This is a genomic window from Novosphingobium sp. BAM6 (assembly GCF_057784955.1).
In genome coordinates, this window is sequence record NZ_JBYNTR010000001.1 from 638932 (window position 1) to 658869 (window position 19938).

The 19938-nt window shown below is 65.6% G+C and carries 21 protein-coding genes; 11 read left to right on the forward strand and 10 right to left on the reverse strand.

Annotated features, from left to right (window positions below):
• Positions 1-5 precede the first annotated feature (5 nt).
• Both parE and AC3EC3_RS03100 read right to left on the reverse strand, forming a co-directional pair.
• Positions 6-2015: a DNA topoisomerase IV subunit B gene (gene parE, locus AC3EC3_RS03095; RefSeq protein ID WP_488488209.1), complete on the reverse strand. Its 2010-nt coding sequence runs from the start codon at positions 2013-2015 to the stop codon at positions 6-8.
• A gap of 61 nt (positions 2016-2076) precedes the next feature.
• Complete coding sequence (locus tag AC3EC3_RS03100; protein WP_488488210.1) at positions 2077-3306, reverse strand: penicillin-binding protein activator; 1230 nt, start codon at positions 3304-3306, stop codon at positions 2077-2079.
• Here AC3EC3_RS03100 and rsmI point away from each other — a divergent pair.
• Positions 3298-4125, forward strand: coding sequence for a 16S rRNA (cytidine(1402)-2'-O)-methyltransferase (gene rsmI, locus AC3EC3_RS03105; protein ID WP_488488211.1), 828 nt, complete (start codon positions 3298-3300; stop codon positions 4123-4125). The two genes, AC3EC3_RS03100 and rsmI, sit on opposite strands and share 9 nt — an antisense overlap.
• On the forward strand, positions 4122-4484 hold the full coding sequence (locus tag AC3EC3_RS03110) for a YraN family protein (RefSeq protein ID WP_488488212.1): 363 nt from the start codon (positions 4122-4124) through the stop codon (positions 4482-4484). Before rsmI ends, AC3EC3_RS03110 begins: the two co-directional genes overlap by 4 nt.
• 132 nt (positions 4485-4616) lie before the next feature.
• Here AC3EC3_RS03110 and AC3EC3_RS03115 read toward each other — a convergent pair whose 3' ends face one another.
• Positions 4617-5030 (reverse strand): hypothetical protein, encoded by a 414-nt coding sequence (locus AC3EC3_RS03115; protein WP_488488213.1) that lies wholly within the window; start codon positions 5028-5030, stop codon positions 4617-4619.
• Positions 5031-5339: 309 nt separating this feature from the next.
• Here AC3EC3_RS03115 and gshB point away from each other — a divergent pair, with 309 nt between their 5' ends.
• Together gshB and AC3EC3_RS03125 are read left to right on the forward strand one after the other, a co-directional pair.
• A complete protein-coding gene (gene gshB, locus AC3EC3_RS03120; protein WP_488488214.1) occupies positions 5340-6326 on the forward strand; it encodes a glutathione synthase in 987 nt (328 codons plus the stop codon).
• A gap of 28 nt (positions 6327-6354) precedes the next feature.
• Positions 6355-6978: a DedA family protein gene (locus AC3EC3_RS03125; RefSeq protein WP_488488215.1), complete on the forward strand. Its 624-nt coding sequence runs from the start codon at positions 6355-6357 to the stop codon at positions 6976-6978.
• Positions 6979-6982: 4 nt separating this feature from the next.
• Here AC3EC3_RS03125 and AC3EC3_RS03130 read toward each other — a convergent pair whose 3' ends face one another.
• Positions 6983-7879: a tyrosine recombinase XerC gene (locus tag AC3EC3_RS03130; protein ID WP_488488216.1), complete on the reverse strand. Its 897-nt coding sequence runs from the start codon at positions 7877-7879 to the stop codon at positions 6983-6985.
• 14 nt (positions 7880-7893) lie between these two features.
• The gene (gene hemW, locus AC3EC3_RS03135; RefSeq protein ID WP_488488217.1) at positions 7894-9075 is read right to left on the reverse strand and encodes a radical SAM family heme chaperone HemW; all 1182 of its coding nucleotides are present in this window, start codon (positions 9073-9075) and stop codon (positions 7894-7896) included.
• Between the two features lie 86 nt (positions 9076-9161).
• Here hemW and AC3EC3_RS03140 point away from each other — a divergent pair, with 86 nt between their 5' ends.
• Positions 9162-9713: a CAP domain-containing protein gene (locus tag AC3EC3_RS03140; protein WP_488488218.1), complete on the forward strand. Its 552-nt coding sequence runs from the start codon at positions 9162-9164 to the stop codon at positions 9711-9713.
• Between the two features lie 53 nt (positions 9714-9766).
• Here AC3EC3_RS03140 and rdgB read toward each other — a convergent pair whose 3' ends face one another.
• Complete coding sequence (rdgB, locus tag AC3EC3_RS03145) at positions 9767-10402, reverse strand: RdgB/HAM1 family non-canonical purine NTP pyrophosphatase (RefSeq protein ID WP_488488219.1); 636 nt, start codon at positions 10400-10402, stop codon at positions 9767-9769.
• Complete coding sequence (gene rph / locus AC3EC3_RS03150; protein WP_260921802.1) at positions 10399-11115, reverse strand: ribonuclease PH; 717 nt, start codon at positions 11113-11115, stop codon at positions 10399-10401. The genes rdgB and rph overlap by 4 nt, the downstream gene beginning before the upstream one ends.
• A 117-nt stretch (positions 11116-11232) precedes the next feature.
• Between rph and hrcA the strand changes: the two genes are divergently transcribed.
• The 3 genes from hrcA (at position 11233) to AC3EC3_RS03165 (ending at position 13308) form a co-directional block, all read left to right on the forward strand.
• The gene (gene hrcA / locus AC3EC3_RS03155; protein WP_488488220.1) at positions 11233-12276 is read left to right on the forward strand and encodes a heat-inducible transcriptional repressor HrcA; all 1044 of its coding nucleotides are present in this window, start codon (positions 11233-11235) and stop codon (positions 12274-12276) included.
• An 18-nt stretch (positions 12277-12294) separates the two neighbouring features.
• Positions 12295-12873 carry a nucleotide exchange factor GrpE gene (grpE, locus tag AC3EC3_RS03160; RefSeq protein WP_488488221.1) on the forward strand — a complete coding sequence of 193 codons (579 nt, stop codon included), beginning with the start codon at positions 12295-12297 and terminating at the stop codon, positions 12871-12873.
• Between the two features lie 159 nt (positions 12874-13032).
• Positions 13033-13308 carry a YMGG-like glycine zipper-containing protein gene (locus AC3EC3_RS03165; protein WP_488488222.1) on the forward strand — a complete coding sequence of 92 codons (276 nt, stop codon included), beginning with the start codon at positions 13033-13035 and terminating at the stop codon, positions 13306-13308.
• A 294-nt stretch (positions 13309-13602) separates the two neighbouring features.
• Here AC3EC3_RS03165 and AC3EC3_RS03170 read toward each other — a convergent pair whose 3' ends face one another.
• Complete coding sequence (locus AC3EC3_RS03170; protein WP_488488223.1) at positions 13603-13887, reverse strand: GIY-YIG nuclease family protein; 285 nt, start codon at positions 13885-13887, stop codon at positions 13603-13605.
• A 113-nt stretch (positions 13888-14000) separates the two neighbouring features.
• A complete protein-coding gene (locus AC3EC3_RS03175; RefSeq protein ID WP_488488224.1) occupies positions 14001-14489 on the reverse strand; it encodes a vgr related protein in 489 nt (162 codons plus the stop codon).
• Positions 14490-14783: 294 nt separating this feature from the next.
• Between AC3EC3_RS03175 and AC3EC3_RS03180 the strand changes: the two genes are divergently transcribed.
• Positions 14784-15908 carry a histidine-type phosphatase gene (locus AC3EC3_RS03180; RefSeq protein ID WP_488488225.1) on the forward strand — a complete coding sequence of 375 codons (1125 nt, stop codon included), beginning with the start codon at positions 14784-14786 and terminating at the stop codon, positions 15906-15908.
• 80 nt (positions 15909-15988) lie between these two features.
• Here AC3EC3_RS03180 and AC3EC3_RS03185 read toward each other — a convergent pair whose 3' ends face one another.
• Positions 15989-16603, reverse strand: a complete 615-nt coding sequence (locus AC3EC3_RS03185; protein ID WP_488488226.1) for a copper chaperone PCu(A)C — start codon at positions 16601-16603, stop codon at positions 15989-15991.
• Positions 16604-16796: 193 nt separating this feature from the next.
• On the opposite strand from AC3EC3_RS03185, the gene dnaK reads away from it, so the two are divergent.
• Both dnaK and dnaJ read left to right on the forward strand, forming a co-directional pair.
• On the forward strand, positions 16797-18707 hold the full coding sequence (dnaK, locus tag AC3EC3_RS03190; RefSeq protein ID WP_488488227.1) for a molecular chaperone DnaK: 1911 nt from the start codon (positions 16797-16799) through the stop codon (positions 18705-18707).
• A gap of 84 nt (positions 18708-18791) precedes the next feature.
• Positions 18792-19937, forward strand: coding sequence for a molecular chaperone DnaJ (gene dnaJ / locus AC3EC3_RS03195; protein ID WP_488488228.1), 1146 nt, complete (start codon positions 18792-18794; stop codon positions 19935-19937).
• Position 19938 lies beyond the last annotated feature (1 nt).

The following is a 19938-nucleotide window of genomic DNA, read 5'->3' on the forward strand; positions in this document are numbered from 1 at the left end:
CGGCGTCAGGCGTCAATCAGGTCGCGATCAAGGTCACCGGCGCGGTTCTGGATGAAGTGGAAACGGTGTTCGGGGTTGCGGCCCATCAGCCGGTCGACCAGATCCTTCACCGCCGCGCGGTTCTCGTATTCGGGCGGCAGGGTAATGCGGATCAGCGAGCGGCTGGCGGGTGCCATCGTCGTTTCGCGCAACTGTCCGGGGTTCATCTCGCCAAGGCCCTTGAAGCGGCCCACTTCCACCTTCTTGCCCTTGAACACCGTCGCTTCCAGCTCGGCGCGGTGGGCATCGTCGCGCGCATAGGCGGACTTCGAGCCATGCGTGAGGCGATAGAGCGGTGGCTGGGCCAGATAGAGATGCCCGCGCCGCACGATATCCGGCATCTCCTGGAAGAAGAACGTCATCAAGAGCGTTGCGATATGTGCGCCGTCGACGTCAGCGTCGGTCATGATGACGATGCGATCATAGCGCAGGTTGTCGGCGTTGCAGTCCTTGCGGGTGCCGCAACCGAGCGCGAGGCCGAGGTCGGCGATTTCCGCATTGGCGCGGATCTTGTCTGCCGTGGCCGAGGCGACGTTCAGGATCTTGCCGCGGATCGGCAGGATCGCCTGCGTCTTGCGGTCGCGCGCCTGCTTGGCCGAACCGCCTGCCGAATCGCCCTCGACGATGAACAGTTCGGTCTCGCCATCGCCTTCGCCCGAACAGTCGGTTAGCTTGCCGGGCAGGCGGACCTTCTTGGCGTTGGTGGCGGTCTTGCGCTTGATGTCGCGCTCCGCCTTGCGGCGCAGGCGTTCGTCCATGCGCTCCATCACCGCGCCGAGCAGCGCCTTGCCGCGCTCCAGATTGTCGGTGAGGAAGTGGTCGAAGTGATCGCGCACGGCAGCCTCGACCATGCGCGCGGCCTCGGGCGAGGTCAGACGGTCCTTGGTCTGGCTCTGGAACTGGGGATCGCGGATGAACACCGAGAGCATCACTTCGCTGCCGGTGATCATGTCGTCCGGGGTGATGTCCTTGGCTTTCTTGCCCTGACCCACAAGGTCGGCGAAGGCGCGGATGCCCTTGGTCAGTGCGCCGCGCAGGCCCTGTTCATGGGTGCCGCCGTCGGGCGTGGGGATGGTGTTGCAGTACCACGAGAACGAGCCGTCGGAGTAGAGCGGCCAGGCGATCGCCCATTCGACGCGGCCCTGCTCGGAACCGTCCTCGCCCTTGGGGAAGTCCTGACGGCCCGAGAAGAACTGCGTGGTCACGCATTCGCGCTTGCCGATCTGTTCGGCAAGGTGATCGGCCAGACCGCCGGGGAACTGGAACGTCGCTTCGGTGGGCACGTCCTCGGAAGCGAGCGAGGGCGCGCATTTCCAGCGGATCTCGACACCTGCGAACAGGTAGGCCTTGGAACGCACCAGCTTGAACAGGCGTGAGGGCTTGAATTTCTGGTCGCCGAAGATCTCGGTGTCGGGCGTGAAGGTGACGGCGGTGCCGCGCCGGTTGGGGGCCGCGCCGACCTTCTGGATCGGGCCGAGCGTGACCCCGCGCGAGAACTCCTGCGCGTAGAGTTCCTTGTTGCGCGCCACTTCCACGCGGGTCTTCACCGACAGGGCATTGACCACCGAGATGCCGACGCCGTGCAGGCCGCCCGACGTGGCGTAAGCCTTGCCGGAAAACTTGCCGCCCGAGTGCAGCGTGGAAAGGATCACTTCCAGCGCCGACTTGCCGGGATACTTGGGGTGCTCATCGACCGGGATGCCGCGCCCGTTGTCGGTGATGGTCACGCGGCCCGCCGTGCCCGGTTCTTCCTCCAGCGTCACCTCGATGCGGTTGGCGTGACCGGCGACGGCCTCGTCCATCGCGTTGTCGAGCACTTCGGCGACGAGGTGGTGCAACGCACGCTCGTCGGTGCCACCGATATACATGCCGGGGCGGCGGCGGACGGGCTCAAGCCCCTCCAGCACCTCGATCGCGGAACCGTCATAGGTTTCGCCGGCTGCGGTCGGAAGCTGCTCGAAGAGGTCGTCGGACATGGCCACGACTATAAGCAGTGCGTGAAACCGCGATCAAGCGCGGCTTCACGCTTATCCTACCTTACTTCGCGAAGCTGGTCGGTGCCGGGCTGATCACCGTGGCGCCGCCGGGGCGGATTTCGCGCACTTCGAGCGCTCGCTCGATCACGCCGTCGCGTCCGAAGCGGAACGCGCCGTCGAGGCCGAGGAAGCCGTCCGGGTTGATCAGGCTGGAGACCGGGAAGGGGCGCCCGGCCTGCCAGTCCCGCGCGGCGCGCAGGGTCAGCAGTACGCCGTCGTAGCCCAGCGTCGCGATGCGATAGGGCGTCTTGCCGTAGCGCGTGCGATAGCTGGCGGCGAAGCGCGGGAAGCGCGCGTCGGACACGCTGGCGAACCACGCGCCGCCGAGCGCAGGATTGGCGGTGATCGCCTTGTCGCCGCTCCACAGCTCGGTGCCTAGCAGACGCGGCGATCCGGCGGGCATGCCCTTGCTCTTGAGCGCAGTCGCCGCGCTGGACGACAGCGAACCGCCGTCCGCGATCAGCACCGCCTGATAACCACCCTGCGCGCGCAGACGCTGCGCTGCCGCCGTGATCGACGCGGCAGAGCGGTCATAGGTTTGCATGTTCAGCACCTTGCTGCCCTTGGCGCGCGCGGTCTGGAGCAGTGCGGCGGAGGCACGGTCGCCATATTCGCCGCGCGGAACGAGCGCGGAGAACACGTTTACGCCCTGGCTCTGGGCATAGGCGATCGTGCGCGCCATCGAGGCGCCGGGCAGGTTGCCCATCACGAAGACGTCCTTGGCGGCGACCGTCTCGTCGTTCGAGAACGTCACCAGCGGGACATGCGCAGGCCGCGCCACGGCGATCACGGCGGATACGTCGTCCGACAGCAGCGGGCCGAGGATCAGGCCGTTGCCATCGGCCAGCGCGTGCTGCGCGGCGGCGGTGGCGCCGGTCGCGGTGTCATAGGTGGTGACACGCAGATCCTTGGCGCCGGTATCGAGCAGCGCCATCGTCGCGGCATTGGCGATGGACTGCCCGGCAGAACCATTCGGCCCGGTGGTCGGCACCAGCAGCGCGACGCGGTGCTGCCCGCCGTCCATCGGCAGGGTGCTCGAACTGGGCGCCTTGGTGGGCGGCGGTGGCGGGGGCGTGTAGCGCGGCCCCTTGGGAATGACCGAACAGGCGGCCAGAGTCATCAGTGCGCCGGCGGCCAGAAGGGTCCGTCGGTTGAGGGCGCCGTTCAATCGGCTGTGGAACATCGCTTGCCGCTCCCGCGTGGCCTCGCCATGAATGGCGACATGGAACATTCTCTTTTGCCGGGCCTCTATATCGTGGCCACTCCGATTGGCAACCTGGGCGACATCACCCTGCGCGCGGTGGAGGTGCTGCGAGGCGTCTCTGCGGTGGCCTGCGAGGATACGCGCGTTACCGGTAAGTTATTGCACCACCTGGAAATCAAGCAGAAACTGATTCGCTATGACGACCATGCGGGCGAGGGCGACCGCGAACGCCTGCTGGCGCTGATGCAGAGCGAACCCGTCGCGCTGGTGAGCGATGCGGGAACGCCGCTGATCTCCGATCCCGGCTATCGGCTGGTGCGCGATGCCAAGGCGCGCGGCATTGCCGTCACCAGCCTGCCGGGCGCCAATGCGGCGGTGATGGCGATGACGCTCTCGGGACTGCCGAACGACCGTTTCCTGTTCGCAGGCTTCCTGCCCAACAAGGCCAAGGCGCGCGAGGACGTGCTGCGCGAACTGGCCAAGGTGCCCGCAACGCTGGTGTTCTACGAAACCTCGCCGCGTCTGGAGGCTGCGCTCACCGCGATTGCAGAAGTCCTGCCGGGCCGGGAGGTGGCGGTGGCGCGCGAACTCACCAAGAAGTTCGAGGAATGCCGCACCGCGCAGCCCGCAGAGCTGATCGCGCACTATGCGCAGCATCCGCCCAAGGGTGAGATCGCGCTGGTGATCGCGCCGCCCGGTGACGAGCCGGTGGGCGAGATCGACGTCGATGCGCTGCTGCTGACCGAGCTGCAATTCGCCAAGGCCTCGCAGGCCGCTGCCGCCGTCGCCAAGGCGACCGGGCTCGACCGCAAGACGCTCTATGCGCGGGCCTTGGAACTGAAATGACCGAAAGGCGCATCCGGGCAGAGCGGCAGGGCCGTCGTGGCGAGAGTATCGCGGCGTGGTATCTGCGGCTCACCGGATGGCGCGTGCTCGCGCGTCGGGTGAAGACCCCGCGCGGCGAGATCGATCTGGTGGTGCGGCGCGGCACGGTGGTCGTGGCGGTCGAGGTGAAGTGGCGTGCCCGCGCCGAATCGCTGGACACCGCGATCGATGCCTGGCGCCTGCGCCGGGTGGCCGCCGCCGCCGAAGCGATGCTGCCGCGTTATGTGCGTCCCGGCGACAGCCAGCGCATCGACGTGGTGCTGGTCGCCCCCGGCACATGGCCGCGCCGGATCGTCAATGTGTGGCAGCCGGGGATTTAGGTGGGTGAGGTGTGTTTTGGAGCGGACGGGCGCTGTTTCATGGGAGCTTTTTGAAACCAGTCTTCGGGTCGCGCTCCAAAGCGGAATAAATGGAGACGCTGACATTAAAGACGAGGATGGTCAGAGCGATGATTAGATTTTTGCCTTGCTATGCCAACCAGTGATTCGATCTACAGTTATCATTCCAATAGGAAGAGCTATTGCCAACGAGCAAACTGTCAAAGGAATGGGCCAGCCAAATCGAAAGGCGGCCAAAGCTGCAAGGGTGAGAACAGCGATATAACACCACCTGCGCATGTCCCGTCTCAGGTTCATGTAATCGTCCGACCGCATAGCTTTTGCCTTATCAAAACCGAGAGCCTCAAAGCGTTGTCGGACTTCCTTACCTGCAACAGAAATAGGTGTGATGCACAGGCAGAACACTAAGCCTTCCCAAGGATCAATCAGGCCAGAGCTGGCTGTCAAAACCAGATGTGATTGGGCCGCGAGGAGAAGCAGCATTGAGAGTGCGGCAACAATAATTTGCGTCTTGGACAAACCACTCATTCCAAAAACATAAAGTAGTAATGATCCGATTGCTATCCATAACGGACGTTGCAGTTGGACCGCCCCGTCCGGCTTGGGAACCTGATTGCAGCGGGGTGGGCCGGTGCTACCGGAACTAACTTCCCAAATCCGGCACAATCGCCATCTTCCGTTATCCAGCGCCCAGCCGCCACGACTTGCGTTTTTGGATACCGTGGATCGAACGATTGCGCGTCTCGGCGTGTCGAATAGTGGTCGCAACCGTACACAATTCCGACTAAGCCGCACGAGAATCTGCAAAGCTAATCCCTGCCCGGAACGGACTTTTTCATGACCCTTCGCATCGCCGTCCAGATGGACCCGCTCGAGACCGTGAACATTGCCGGGGATTCGTCCTTCGCGCTGATGCTCTCGGCGCAGGCGCGCGGGCATCAGCTGTTCCACTATGACGTCAAGACGCTGGCCTACGACGCCTCGTTCGGCGCCAACGGGCGGCTGACCTGCTGGGGCGCGCCGGTGACGGTGCAGCGCGTGGCGGGCGCGCACTTCACGCGCGGCGACTATCGCCTGATCGATCTGGTCGCCGATATCGACGTGGTGCTGATGCGGCAGGATCCGCCGTTCGACCTTGGCTACATCACCGCTACGCACCTGCTGGAGCGCCTCGAAGGCCGCACGCTGGTGGTCAACGACCCCGCCTCGGTGCGCAATGCGCCCGAGAAGGTGATGGTGCTCGACTATGCGCGCTTCATGCCGCCGACCTTCGTCGCGCGCCGGATCGAGGATGTGCGCGAATTCCAGCAGCGCAATGTCGATGCGGGCTTCGGCGGCGATCTGGTGATCAAGCCGCTGCACGGCAACGGCGGCAAGGCGGTGTTCCGCGTGCCCGCCGACGGCAGCAATCTGGGCGCGCTGATCGAGATGTTCCAGAACGCCTGGATCGAGCCGTTCATGGTCCAGCCCTTCCTTCCGGGCGTGGCCGAGGGCGACAAGCGCATCGTGCTGGTCGACGGTGAGTTCGCAGGCGCGATCAACCGGAAGCCGGGCGAGGGCGAGTTCCGCTCGAACCTTGCCGTCGGCGGCTCGGCGGAAGCGGCGACACTCACTTCGACCGAAGAAGAGATCTGCGCGGCGATGGGGCCGGAACTCAAGGCGCGGGGGCTGGTTTTCGTGGGTATCGACGTGATCGGCGGAAAATGGCTCACCGAAATCAACGTGACATCGCCTACGGGCATCGTGGCTATCGACCGGTTCAACGGAACGGACACGGCTGCGCGCATCTGGGATGCTATCGAGGTCCGGCACGCAGCGATGTAAGGGCTGCGTGCCCGCAGGAGGGTGTTGAGTGAACGACTGGGTGGTGCATTTCGTTCAGGCCGGAGGGTACTGGGGCATCGCCTTTCTGATGATGCTGGAGAACCTGTTCCCGCCGATCCCCTCCGAGCTGATCATGGGCATCGGCGGGCTGGCACTGGCGCGCGGGACGATGAGCTTCACGCCGCTGCTGTTCGCAGGCACCGTGGGCGCCACGATCGGCAACTACATCCTGTTCCTGATCGCCGACCGCCTCGGCTTCGAGCGCCTGAAACCGCTGATCGTGCGCTGGGAGCGCTGGGTCACGCTGGAGTGGGAGGACATCGAGAAGGCCGGCCACTTCATGCGCGCGCATGGTCAGTGGGTGGTCTTCATCATGCGCTTCATGCCGATGTTCCGCACCACGATCTCGCTTCCGGCGGGGCTGGCGCACATGAGCCACTGGAAGTTCATCGTCTATACCTTCGTCGGCGCGGGCATCTGGAACACGCTGCTGATCCTGGGCGGGCAGTGGCTGGGGCACAGCTTCGCGCAGGCCGACAAGTGGATCACCTGGGGCGCGATCGCGGGCGGCGTTGCGGGCGTGGTGTGGTATCTGTGGCGCGTGCTGCGCTGGCGTCCGCGTCGGGCCCGCGTGGCGCGCGAGCCGGGATAAGATCTCAGGTATTGCCTTCGCGCGGATGCGCGTTGCGGTAGACGTCGAGCAACGTGGCGGCGTCCACTTTCGTATAGATCTGGGTCGAGCCGAGGCTCGCATGGCCCAGCAGTTCCTGCAACGAGCGCAAGTCTGCGCCTGCACCCAGCAGATGCGTGGCGAAGCTGTGGCGCAGCGCATGCGGTGTCGCACTGGCGGGCAGGCCAAGGACGACCCGTGCCCGCGCCACCGCGCGCTGCACCATTCCCTGCGCCAGAGCGCCGCCGCGCGCCCCGCGAAACAGCGGGGCGTCGCGGTCCAGCGGCCAGGGGCATCTGGCGCGATAGTCCTCGACCCCGGCGCGCGCGATGGGCAGGATCGGGACCATGCGCTGCTTGCCGCCCTTACCGGTGACGACAAGCGTCTCGCCCAGCGGCGCATCGCCGCCTTTGAGGGAAAGCGCCTCGGCGATACGCAGACCCGCGCCGTAGAGTAGCAGCAGAACGGCGCGGTCGCGTGCGCCGATCCACGGGGCGCTCGCGTCCTCGTCCACCGTGGCGGCAAGGTTCACCGCCTCGTCGGGCGTGACCGGGCGAGGCAGGCCCTTCTTGACGCGCGGCGCACGCAGGCGCGGCGGGGCGGCGTGCGATGCCCCCGCCTGTTCGCGCGCGAAACCGAGGAAAGCCTTGAGTGCCGAAAGCTCGCGCGCGGCGGAAACGTTGCCGATCCCGGCCTGTCGCCGTGCGGCCAGTTGCTCGCGCAGCGCGCCGCTTTCGAGCGTTGCAAGACGCGCCCAGTCGGTCTCGCCCAGATGATCGAGCAGCCGCGCGGCCGTGGCGAGATAGGCGCGCACAGTATGCGGACTGCGCCGCCGGGCATGGGTGAGATGGCTGTGCCACGCCTCCAGCATGTCGGTACGCATGGGAGAGGGGGCGTTCAGGGCAGTCTGCTTTCGACCGGATCGGCGCTTTCAACGAGGTCGGCTGGCACGATCTCGCCCAGCAGCCCATCGAGCAGAGCCATGCCCGCCTCGGTGACGCCGAGCACATCACCCTGTCGCCAGAGCAATCCTTGCGCCTCGTAGAACGCCACCTTGCGCGGATCGTGCAGCGCTTCGCGCGGCAGGCCGAAGCGGGTGGAGAGCGCCGCGAGGTTCACGCCCTCGGCCAGCCGCAGGCCCATCAGGATCGCCTCGCTCGCCTGTTCACGAAGGCCGAGGTCGCGCGTCTCGTTGATACCGTCGCCGCGCGCGGCCACAGCGTCCAGCCAGTTCTCGGGCTTGCGATGGCGGGTGGTCGCCACGCCGCCGCGACGGCCATGCGCACCGGGGCCGATCCCGCAATAGTCCTGATAGCGCCAGTAGGTCAGGTTGTGGCGGCTTTCCTCACCGGGGCGGGCGTGGTTGCTGATCTCGTAGGCGGGAAGCCTCGCGTTCGTCGTCATCTCGCGGGTGAGGGCGAACATGTCGGCACAGGCGTCCTCGTCGAGCGGGGCGAACTGGCCTTTGCGCACCATCGTCTCGAAACGGGTGCCGGGCTCGATCGTCAGCTGGTAGAGCGAGAGGTGGCCGGTGCCATAGGCCAGCGCCTGCTCCAGTTCGGCGCGCCAGCCGTCGAGCGTCTGGCCGGGACGGGCGTAGATGAGGTCGAAGCTGACACGCGAGAACAGGCCCTGCGCCACTTCCAGCGCGTTCAGCGCCTCGCGGGCGTTGTGCAGGCGGCCGAGGAAACGCAGCGTCTCGTCGTCGAGTGCCTGCACGCCCAGCGACACGCGGTTGATCCCGGCGCTGGCGAGCGCTGTGTAGTTCGCCGCCTCGATCGAAGAGGGATTGCCCTCCAGCGTGATCTCGATATCGGGCGCGAAGCCCCACAGGTCCTGCGCGGTGTCGATCAGGTGCGAGACCAGCGCGGGCGGCATCAGCGAAGGCGTGCCGCCGCCGAAGAAGATCGAAGACAGCGTGCCGTCATGCCCCGAGATTTCGCGCTCGCGCCGCATCTCGGAAACCAAAGCGGTTTTCCAGTGTTCATGCTCCACCTTGTCCCGCACATGACTGTTGAAGTCGCAGTACGGGCACTTGGCGAGACAGAAGGGCCAATGGATATAGAGCGCGCGCGCCATGGCATCCCAAGGCCTGCAATGCCGCTTGAAGTCAAGAGCTGTTGCCCAGGGTCGCACCGGCAAGAGCACACGTAGAAGAAGAAAAGATGCGTACCAAGCACCGAGTAGCCGCGCTGATTTCCCTCCTCGCCGCCGCCTGCGCGGGGCCGGGCGCGCGGCGCGAGATCGAGCCCTGGTACGGCGCGCCTACCGACAACCGCACCGATTTTGCCGCAAGGCTGCTGCGCGCGCACAATACCGAACGCGCGCGACAGGGCCTTGCGCCGTTGGTGTGGAACCCGGTGCTGGCCGATCACGCACAGCGCTATGCGCTGCAGTTGGCAGGCACGAACCGCTTCGAGCATTCCTCGAACGCCGCGCGTCCGGGCGAAGGCGAGAACCTGTGGAAGGGCACGGCGGGCGCCTATACGCTGGAAGAGATGATGGGCCACTTCATCGACGAGAAGCGCGATTTCCGCCCCGGCGTGTTCCCCCGCGTCGCGCGGGACGGACAGTGGGAAGAGGTCGCGCATTACACGCAGATGATCTGGCCGGATACCACCGAGGTCGGCTGCGCGCTGGTCAGCCGCGGCGGAACCGACTGGCTGGTGTGCCGCTATGCCCCGCTCGGGAATATTGTGGGCGAGCGGGTCGGGTAAAGAAAACGGGCCGCTCCCCGACAAGGAAAGCGGCCCGCTGTCGTAAATTCAGATCAGCCGGGGAACTGTTCGGCCACCAGCTTGCGGAAAGCGTCGGCGCGGTGGCTGATCGCCTGCTTTTCCGACAGCTCCAGTTCGGCAAAGGTGCGGTCGTAGCCTGCGGGAATGAAGGCCGGATCGTAGCCGAAGCCCATCTTTCCGCGCGGCGGCCAGGTGAACGATCCCATCGCACGGCCTTCGTAGACCGCTTCCGAACCGTCCGGCCAGGCGATGGCGAGCACGCTGGTGAACCAGCACGAACGGTCGACATCGGCGCCCTGTTCGCACAGCAGCCCTTCGACCTTGCCCATCGCCATGTACCAGTCGCGACCCTTGTCACCTTCGAACCACTGCCGTTCGGCCCAGTCGGCGGTGTAGACGCCGGGCCGTCCGCCCAGCGCCACGACCGATAGGCCGCTGTCATCGGCGAGCGCGGGCAGGTTTGCGGCCTTGGCGGCGGCGTGGGCTTTCAGCAGCGCGTTCTCGATGAACGTGGTGCCGGTCTCCTCGGGTTCGGGCAGGCCGAGGTCGCCTGCGGAAACGCAGTCCACGCCGTGCGGGGCCAGCAGCGCCGACATCTCGCGCAGCTTGCCCGCATTGTGCGTGGCGATGACGAGGCGTTCGGTGCCGAGGCGGGGAACCGTGCTCAACGCCCGACAGCCTTTGCCTGCGCGGCGAAGATGCCGTCGCAGCCCATGCGCGCCAGACGCAGCAGGCGCAGCAGGCCTTCCTCGTCATAGGTCGCGCCCTCGGCGGTGGCCTGAACCTCGGCGATCTGGCCGCCCTCGATCAGCACAAAGTTCGCGTCGGCATCGGCGGCGCTGTCCTCGATGTAGTCGAGGTCGAGAACCGGCGTACCCTTGCAGATGCCGCAGGAGACGGCAGCGACGCGGCCCAGGATCGGGTCTTCCTTGATCTTGCCCTCGGCCATCAGCTTGTCGACCGCGAGGCGCAGCGCGACCCACGCGCCCGAGATCGAGGCGGTGCGGGTGCCGCCGTCGGCCTGGATTACGTCGCAGTCGAGCACGATCTGGCGCTCGCCCAGCTTCTTCATGTCGACCACGGCGCGAAGCGAGCGGCCGATCAGGCGCTGGATTTCCTGCGTGCGGCCAGACTGCTTGCCCTTGGCGGCTTCGCGGCTGCCACGGGTATGCGTGGCGCGCGGCAGCATCGAGTATTCGGCCGTTACCCAGCCTTCGCCCTTGCCGCGCAGGAACGGGGGCACCTTCTCTTCGACCGAGGCGGTCACGAGCACGCGCGTGTCGCCGAAGGAGATCAGGACCGAGCCTTCCGCATGCTTGGTAAAGCCGGTCTGGATCTCGATGGTACGCATTTCGTCGGGCGAACGGCCGGAAGGACGCATGGGAATTCCTCGATTAGATGTCGTTGCACAGGAATGTGTCACGCTGGACAGGATTCGACAGCGCCCTTCGCGCATCGGGCTTGGCTATGCAAGGCGCTTGGCGCCATAGTGGCGCACATGGCCACACCGACGATCACCGAACTGACCGACCGCGCGCGCGAGATTTTCCGTCTCGTCGTGGAAGGCTACATAGATACCGGCGCACCGGTGGGCTCCAAGGCGCTGTCGGGGGCCAGTGGCGTCAACCTGTCCTCGGCCTCGATCCGCTCGGTCCTGGCGGAACTCGAATCGGTGGGCTTGCTGGCCGCGCCGCACACCAGCGCGGGGCGCCTGCCGACCGAGGCGGGCCTCAGGCTGTTCGTCGACGGCATCATGCAGGTGGCCGAGCCTACGCCGGAGGAACGCGCCGCGATCGAGCGGCGGCTGTCCTCGCCGGGGCCGATCGAGCAGGCGCTGGAAGCGGCAAGCTCGATGCTGTCGAACCTTTCTTCGGGGGCAGGCGTGGTCATGGTGCCGCGCCGCGAGCCACGCCTGCGCCAGTTGCAGTTGGTGCCGCTGGCACCCGACCGCGCGCTGGCGGTGCTGGTGGGCGAGGACGGCTCGGTCGAAAACCGGCTGGTCGATCTGCCGGAAAGCCTGTCGCCGGGAGCGCTGACCGAGGTCTCGAACTTCGTCACCGCGCGGCTGGCCGGGCGCACGCTCGCCGAAGCGGGCCGGGCGATGCTTGCGGAGATCGCGGCGGGGCGCTCCGAACTCGATGCTGCCAGCCGCGATCTGGTCGAACGGGGTCTCGCCGTGTGGAGTCAGGACACGCTCGAACGCCCGGTGCTGATCGTGCGCGGGCAGGCGAACCTGCTCGACGAAAGCGCGCTGCACGATCTGGAGCGTGTGCGCTCCCTGCTGGACGATCTGGAGAACAAGCAGTCGGTCGCCGATCTGCTGGCGGTGGCGCGCGAGGCGCGTTCGACGCGTATTTTCATCGGCTCGGAGAACCGGCTTTTCGCGCTTTCCGGCTCTTCGGTGATCGCCTCGCCCTATCGCGACCGCGAGGGCAGGGTGGTCGGCGTTGTGGGGGTAATCGGCCCGACTCGGTTGAATTACGCGCGCGTCGTCCCCATGGTGGATTTCACTGCCCAGAGCCTGGGCAAGCTCATCGGATAGCTTGGAACAAGAGAACACATGACCGACGATAAGACCCCGTCGCCCGAAGATACTGCCGTGGCCGAAGAGCTGAAGGGCGTGCCCGAGGATATGATCGACAAAGCCTCACTCTCGGCCTCGCTTTCGGAAGGCGAACTGACCGCGCTGCGCGAACAGCTCGATGCCGCCAAGCAGGACGTGCTTTATGCCCGCGCGGAAACGCAGAACGTGCGCCGCCGTCTGGAAAAGGACATCGCCGATGCCCGCGCTTATGCCGCGACCGGCTTTGCCCGCGATATCCTTTCGGTGTCGGACAACCTTTCGCGCGCGCTGAGCGCGATCCCCGCCGACAAGCGTGACGACGAATCGCTCAAGGTCATCGTTTCGGGTATCGAGGCGACCTCGCGCGAGATCGACAAGGTCTTCGCCTCGCACGGCATCACCCGCATCGCCGCGATGGGCATGCCGCTCGATCCCAACCAGCATCAGGCGATGATCGAGATGCCCAGCGCCGATGCCGAGCCGGGCACGATCATTCAGGAACTGCAGGCCGGCTACATGATCAAGGATCGCCTGCTGCGCCCAGCCATGGTCGCGGTGGCCAAGAAGCCGGACTGACGCACTTTATCGGTTCGCCGAATTTCGATGCCGGGCGTCTGGCGGGAAGCTCCCGTCCGACGTCCGGCATTTTGCGTTTCGGGAACTGCATCGTCTTCGTGGCCGTTGATTCGGCATCGAGCCCTGGCACGACGACCGGGGCATATGCGGAGAGCGACAATGAAAAAGACGATCCTTTTGCCGTTGCTGGCGGCAGGTGCGCTGTGCGTTTCGGGCGGCCTGACGGGCTGCGCGCATAACTATGCAGGCGAGGGTGCGGTGGCAGGCGGCGCGGTCGGAGCCGGTGTCGGCGCGCTGACCGGCGGTAATGTCGGCACGGGCGCGGCGATCGGCGCGGCGGCGGGCGCCTTGGCGGGCTCGACCAAGCAGAAGGACGATCACGGCTGCTACCGCTACGATAACGACGGGCGCCGCTACTGGGACCGCAACTGCTGATCCGGCAAGCTCACAAGTGACGTGAAGAAGGTTTGTTAAGATCCTTTTTTGAAAGGATAGAATGCTCACACCTTCGTCATTCCCGCGAAGGCGGGAATCCAGTCAGCGCAGCGCTTCGAACCGGAGATCGTTGCTGAGGGCGCGCCGCTGCGGGAAAATTAGGCGACAGCCGCAAAAGTGTCCTTCATTGCGAGGTTGCGACTGGATTCCCGCCTTCGCGGGAATGACGAGAAGGGTGGTCAGCGGTCGTTCTCATAATACCGTCATCCCAGCGAAAGCTGGGATCGCTCTCGGTCAAACGAGACGGTCGAACAGATCGCACCATCCGGGATTGTGCTTTTCGATGAGTTCGATTTTCCACTCACGCTTCCATGCCTTCATTGCCTTCTCTCGGGCAATGGCGGCAATTATCTCGGCGTGTTCCTCCACCAACACCAAGCGTGTAACGCCATACTTCCGGCAAAATGCTGATCCGCTTCCGGCACGGTGCTGCATCATCCGCAACGCTAGATTGCTGGTCACTCCGATGTACAGAACGCCGTGCGGCTTGTTTGCAAGAATGTAGGTCCAGCCTCCCATCCCGCTATCGTTACATAATGCCGAAAGCGATCCCAGCTTTCGCTGGGATGACGACAGGATTTTAACGGCGGCTACGGGGCGCTTGCAGATCACCCGCCTCCGCCCACGTAGCCCTAGAATGGCAGGATGCTTTCCAACGTCTCCAGTGATGGCGCGCCGGGAATGCGGCCGCCGTGGCGCAGGGTGAAGACGTGCTCGACGATCATCGCCTGCTGCTCGATGCCGTAGCGCTCCAGTGTCCAGCCGGGCTTGATCGCATAGTCGTAGCGGCTCCACGGCATGCGGCGCAGCAGGAGGTTGACGCCCTGCTGGTGTTGCCAGACGTGGACCAGTTCGTGGATCAGCAAGGCCTGCAGCGATAGTCGCTGCGAGGCGAAGCAGTCGCACGTGAAGGGCGCGTTCGGGGCGATGTGGATGCAGCCGCGCGGGGTCATCACCACGTTGCGCGGCTGGAGCGGCCACCAGCGCCTGCGCACGATCCGCGCCGCGTCGAGGTCCAGTGCGCCGCGAAACACCGGCGCGGCGAGGGCGCGCTCGGCCTCGGTCAGCGAGCGGGGTGTGGAGGCGGGATCGGGGGATGACATGCCTAGGATCGCTACCATGCCGATCGGCAAAGGGCCTGTTAAAATTGTAACCATCCTCGCTATCGGCAGCGAGTATCACAAAACTGTCATGATACGTTGCCACGGGAACCTGTCGCTCCCTTGCGGGCCGCGTGACAGCGCAATGGTCCTGTGCTTGCTGTCACCTGGTCCGAATAGAAAAGGCCCCGTCGTTTGAAACCTCGCCTGAAACGATTTCCGCTTCGCTCGCTTCCGCTGCTCGCTCTCGGGCTGCTGGGAACGGTTTCGTCGCCTTCGACAGCTGCGCCTGCAAAGGTGAATGCGGCGCCTGCGTTGACCGTCGATCATGTCGTGCTGGTCCAGCGCCACGGCGTGCGCCCGCCGACGAAGAACCCGGCGCTGCCCGAAGGCATGGCTGCGCAGGACTGGCCCTCGTGGCCGGTCGCGTTCGGCTGGCTGACGCCTCACGGCACCGATGCCATCGCGCGGCTGGGCGCCAGCGACGGCAAGGCGTTCCGTGCTGTCGGTCTGCTGCCTGCCTCGGGCTGCCCGAAGGCGGGCACCGTCCGCACGGTGGCCGACAGCGACCAGCGCACCATCGCCACGGCGGCGGCGTGGCTGGGAGCCGTGGCGCCGGGCTGCAAGCTGCCGAGCGATCACAAGCCGCAGGACGTCACCGATCCGCGCTTCTCGCCCATCGGCAATGGCGCGACTTTCGACGTGGCGCGCAGCGACGCGGCGCTGAAGGCGGCTCTGGGCTCCGGCGGCGTGGCGGCTCTGGAGGCGCGCTATGCTCCGCTGCTGGCGCGCGTCGACGCGATCCTGTGCGGACCCGATGGCGGTGACGCTTGTGGGGTGCGCCAGAAGCCGACCGGCGTGAAGTGGACCACGCCCGCCTCCAAGCCCAAGCTGACCGGCGCGCTCGACTATGCCTCGACCATGGGGCAGGCGCTGCTGCTGGAATATGCGGATGGCAAGCCGATGGCCGATGTGGGCTGGGGGCGCGCGACGGCGCAGGACGTGACCGACCTCTCGGCGTTCCATGCGCTGGAATATTCGCTGATGGCGCGGCTGCGGCCGGTCGCTCTGGCCGGTTTCTCGGGGCTCGCGCCGATCGTGATGGAAGGGCTCACCGGCCCTGCGAAGATCACGTTCATTTCCGGTCACGATGGCAACGTGGGCAATCTCGGCGGGCTGCTGGATGTGCACTGGAAAGTGCCGGGCGTCGCCACCGACGATCCGGTTCCGGGCGGGGCGATCGTGATCGAGAGCCTGCACGATGCCAGCGGGGCCCAGTTCATCCGTCTGTCCTACCGCGCGCAGTCGCTGGAGCAGATCCGCAACCCGCGCGCGCCGGGGCGGCTTTATCACCCCGCGCTAGTGCCTGCCCCGTGCAAGGTGCCCGGCCATCCGGGGCTGTGTACGCCCGAACAGTTCGCGGCGCTGCTGAAAAGCTGACGACTGGGGGCCTGACCCCAAGGAACGAGAAAGGCCGGAAGCGTTGTGCTTCCGGCCTTTCGCTTGCCAGTGATTGCTTTTCAGTGATGCATTCCGTTCATGTCGCCGGGGCCGCCCATGCCGGTTGCCTCGGCCATGCCTGCATCCATGCCGGACCCCATCGCCTGAATGCGCAGCGGCATCGAGAGCTTGTCGCCGTCCGAGAAGGTTAGCGTCATCTCGACGCTGGTGCCCGCCTTGGTGTCTTTCGGCAGGCCGAAGACCATGACGTGCATCTTGCCCGGCGCAAAGCTGACTTCGGCGCCGGGATCGAGCTTCACCTCGTTTAGCATCTTCATCGAGCCGCCGTCGGTCGTGTGCATCATCGCCTGGCTGGCGCCATCGATGTGGACGCTCACCAGTTCCGCCGTCTTCGTCCCGCCGTTGCGCACGGTGAAGTAGGCAGCGGCCGGATTGCCTGCGACCGGTGCCAGCACCAGCCTGCCGTTGCGGGCGGAAATGCCGGGCTTGGCGTCCGGGCCCGGCACGGCGACCGGCCCCGGCACAGCGACCGGATTGCCCGAGGCGCTGTCATGCGCGGCTGCGCTGTCTTCCACCGTGGGTGTATTGGCCTTTTCGCAGCCCGAGAGCGCGAGGCAGGCGAACGCGGTGCCCGCAACCAGCGCGGCAGCGCGAATGTGATGGCGCATGTTCATGGGTTTGGGCTCCTCCCGCCAGGGTGTTTCAAATAGAGCGCGGTAATGCCAGCGCATCGGGCTTGTTCCAACAAAAACCGCACCTATATGCCGGTTCGACGACTTGAACGTCACCGAGCCGCGCAACGCGTCTTGCCGCTTTTGCGGGAGGCGATCCGGGCGGTGTCACCCACTGACGTGAGGAATGGGGATAATGGCAAAAGTAATTGGTATCGACCTTGGCACCACCAACAGCTGCATCGCCGTCATGGACGGCGGCAAGCCCAAGGTTATCGAAAATGCAGAAGGCGCCCGCACGACGCCCTCGATCGTCGCTTTCACCAAGGATGGTGAGCGCCTGATCGGGCAGCCGGCAAAGCGCCAGGCCGTGACCAACGGCGACAACACGATTTTCGCGGTGAAGCGCCTGATCGGCCGCCGCTTCGACGACCCGGTGACCAAGAAGGACACCGAGCTGGTTCCCTACACCATCACCCGTGGCAAGAACGGCGATGCGTGGGTGCAGGCCGGCGGCGAAGACTACAGCCCGTCGCAGGTTTCGGCCTTCATCCTTCAGAAGATGAAGGAAACCGCCGAATCGTACCTCGGTGAAACGGTCACGCAGGCGGTCATCACCGTTCCGGCGTACTTCAACGACGCCCAGCGTCAGGCGACCAAGGACGCTGGCCAGATCGCAGGCCTCGAAGTCCTGCGCATCATCAACGAGCCGACCGCGGCTGCGCTGGCCTATGGCCTCGACAAGCAGGACGGCAAGACCATCGCGGTCTACGACCTTGGCGGCGGCACCTTCGACGTCTCGATCCTCGAGATCGGCGACGGCGTGTTCGAGGTGAAGTCGACCAACGGCGACACGTTCCTGGGCGGTGAAGACTTCGACACCAAGCTGGTCGAGTGGCTGGCCGACAAGTTCAAGGCCAAGGAAGGTCTGGACCTGAAGACCGACAAGCTCGCGCTGCAGCGTCTGAAGGAAGCCGCCGAGAAGGCCAAGATCGAGCTGTCGAGCACCGCCTCGACCGAGATCAACCTGCCCTTCATCACCGCACGCATGGAAGGCGGCGCTACTACCCCGCTGCACCTCGTCGAGACGGTGACGCGTTCGGACCTCGAAAAGATGGTTGCGGACCTCATCAAGCGCACCATCGATCCGTGCAAGAAGGCGCTGGCCGATGCCGGTATCTCGGCTTCGGAGATCGACGAAGTCGTGCTCGTGGGCGGCATGACCCGCATGCCCAAGGTGCGCGAAGTCGTGAAGGAGTTCTTCGGCAAGGAACCGCACACCGGCGTGAACCCGGACGAAGTCGTCGCCATGGGCGCGGCGATCCAGGCCGGCGTGCTGCAGGGTGACGTCAAGGACGTGCTGCTGCTCGACGTGACCCCGCTGTCGCTGGGCATCGAGACCCTCGGTGGCATCATGACCAAGATGATCGACCGCAACACGACGATCCCGACCAAGAAGAGCCAGGTCTACTCGACCGCCGAGGACAACCAGCAGGCGGTGACGATCCGCGTGTTCCAGGGCGAGCGCGAGATGGCGCAGGATAACAAGCTGCTCGGCCAGTTCGACCTCGTCGGCATTCCGTCGGCCCGTCGCGGCGTGCCGCAGATCGAAGTGACCTTCGACATCGACGCCAACGGCCTCGTGAACGTGTCCGCCAAGGACAAAGGCACCGGCAAGGAACAGCAGATCCGCATCCAGGCCTCGGGCGGTCTTTCGGACTCCGACATCGACCAGATGGTCAAGGATGCCGAGAAGTTCGCCGAAGAGGACAAGAAGCGTCGCGAATCGGCAGAAGCCCGCAACCAGGCCGACAGCCTCGTCCACGCGACCGAGCAGCAGCTGGCCGAGAACGGCGACAAGGTCGACGCCTCGCTCAAGGGTGAAGTCGAGGCCGCGATCGCCGCGACCAAGACCGCGCTCGAAGGCGACGATGCTGCCGAGATCAATGCCAAGGCTCAGGCGCTCACCGAAGTCGCCATGAAGATGGGGCAGGCGATCTACGAGAAGGAGCAGGCTTCGGCTGCGGCTCCGGGTGCCGACGCGCCCAAGGCCGACGACGACGTGGTCGATGCCGAGTTCTCGGAAGTCGACGAAACCAAGGGCTGATCCAGAGTCCTGATGAAAACCACGGGCGCTGCCGATGCATTTGGCGTCGGCAGCGCTTAGGTTATTCCCCAGGGGATAAACGACGTGTCAGCAACCGAAATAGATTATTACGAACTGCTCGAGGTGGAGCGGACCGCCGACGACAAGATCATCAAGTCGTCGTACCGCAAGCTCGCCATGCGCTGGCACCCGGACAAGAATCCGGGCGATGCCGCTGCCGAGGCGAAGTTCAAGCAGATTTCCGAGGCTTACGATTGCCTCAAGGACCCGCAGAAGCGCGCGGCTTATGATCGTTACGGCCATGCCGCGTTCCAGCAGGGCATGGGTGGCGGTGGTCCCGGCGGCATGGGCGGCGGCGACTTCGGCGATATCGGCGATATCTTCGAATCGATCTTCGGCAGCGCCTTTGGCGGCGGTGGCGGAGGCGGACGCCAGCAGGCGCGTCGCGGTGCGGATCTGCGCTACGATATGGAAGTCAGCCTGGAAGAAGCCTTCCACGGCAAGGACACCCAGATCGAGATCGAGGTCTCGCAATCGTGCGAGCCCTGCCACGGTTCGGGCGCCGAGCCCGGCACCGGCAAGCGCACCTGCAACATGTGCGGCGGCCACGGCAAGGTCCGTGCGCAGCAGGGCTTCTTCGTGGTGGAGCGGGCCTGCCCGACCTGCCATGGCCGGGGCGAGGTGATCGAGAAGCCGTGCCGTGCCTGCGGTGGCGAAGGCCGGGTCGATCGTCCGCAGAAGCTGGACGTGACGATCCCGCCGGGTGTCGATTCGGGCACCCGCATCCGCCTTTCGGGCAAGGGTGAGGCCGGACCGTTCGGCGCGCCTCCGGGCGATCTCTATATCTTCCTGCATGTGAAGCGCCACAAGGTGTTCGAGCGCGAGAGCACCACGCTGTCGACGCGCGTGCCGATCACCTTCACCACGGCGGCTTTGGGCGGTTCGATCGAGATTCCCGGCATCGATGGCGAGCGTATCACGCTCGACATTCCGGCGGGCATCCAGTCGGGCAAGCAGCTGCGCAAGCGCGGTGCGGGTATGCCCGTGCTGCAGGGCCGTGGCCGCGGCGACATGGTGATCGAGATCGCGGTGGAAACCCCCACGCGTCTTTCTGCGCGCCAGAAGGAACTGATCCGCGAACTCCAGTCGACCGAAACCGGCGACGAATGCCCCCAGTCCAAGGGCTTCTTCGACCGGATCAAGGACGCCTGGAACGACCTGACCGAGTAAC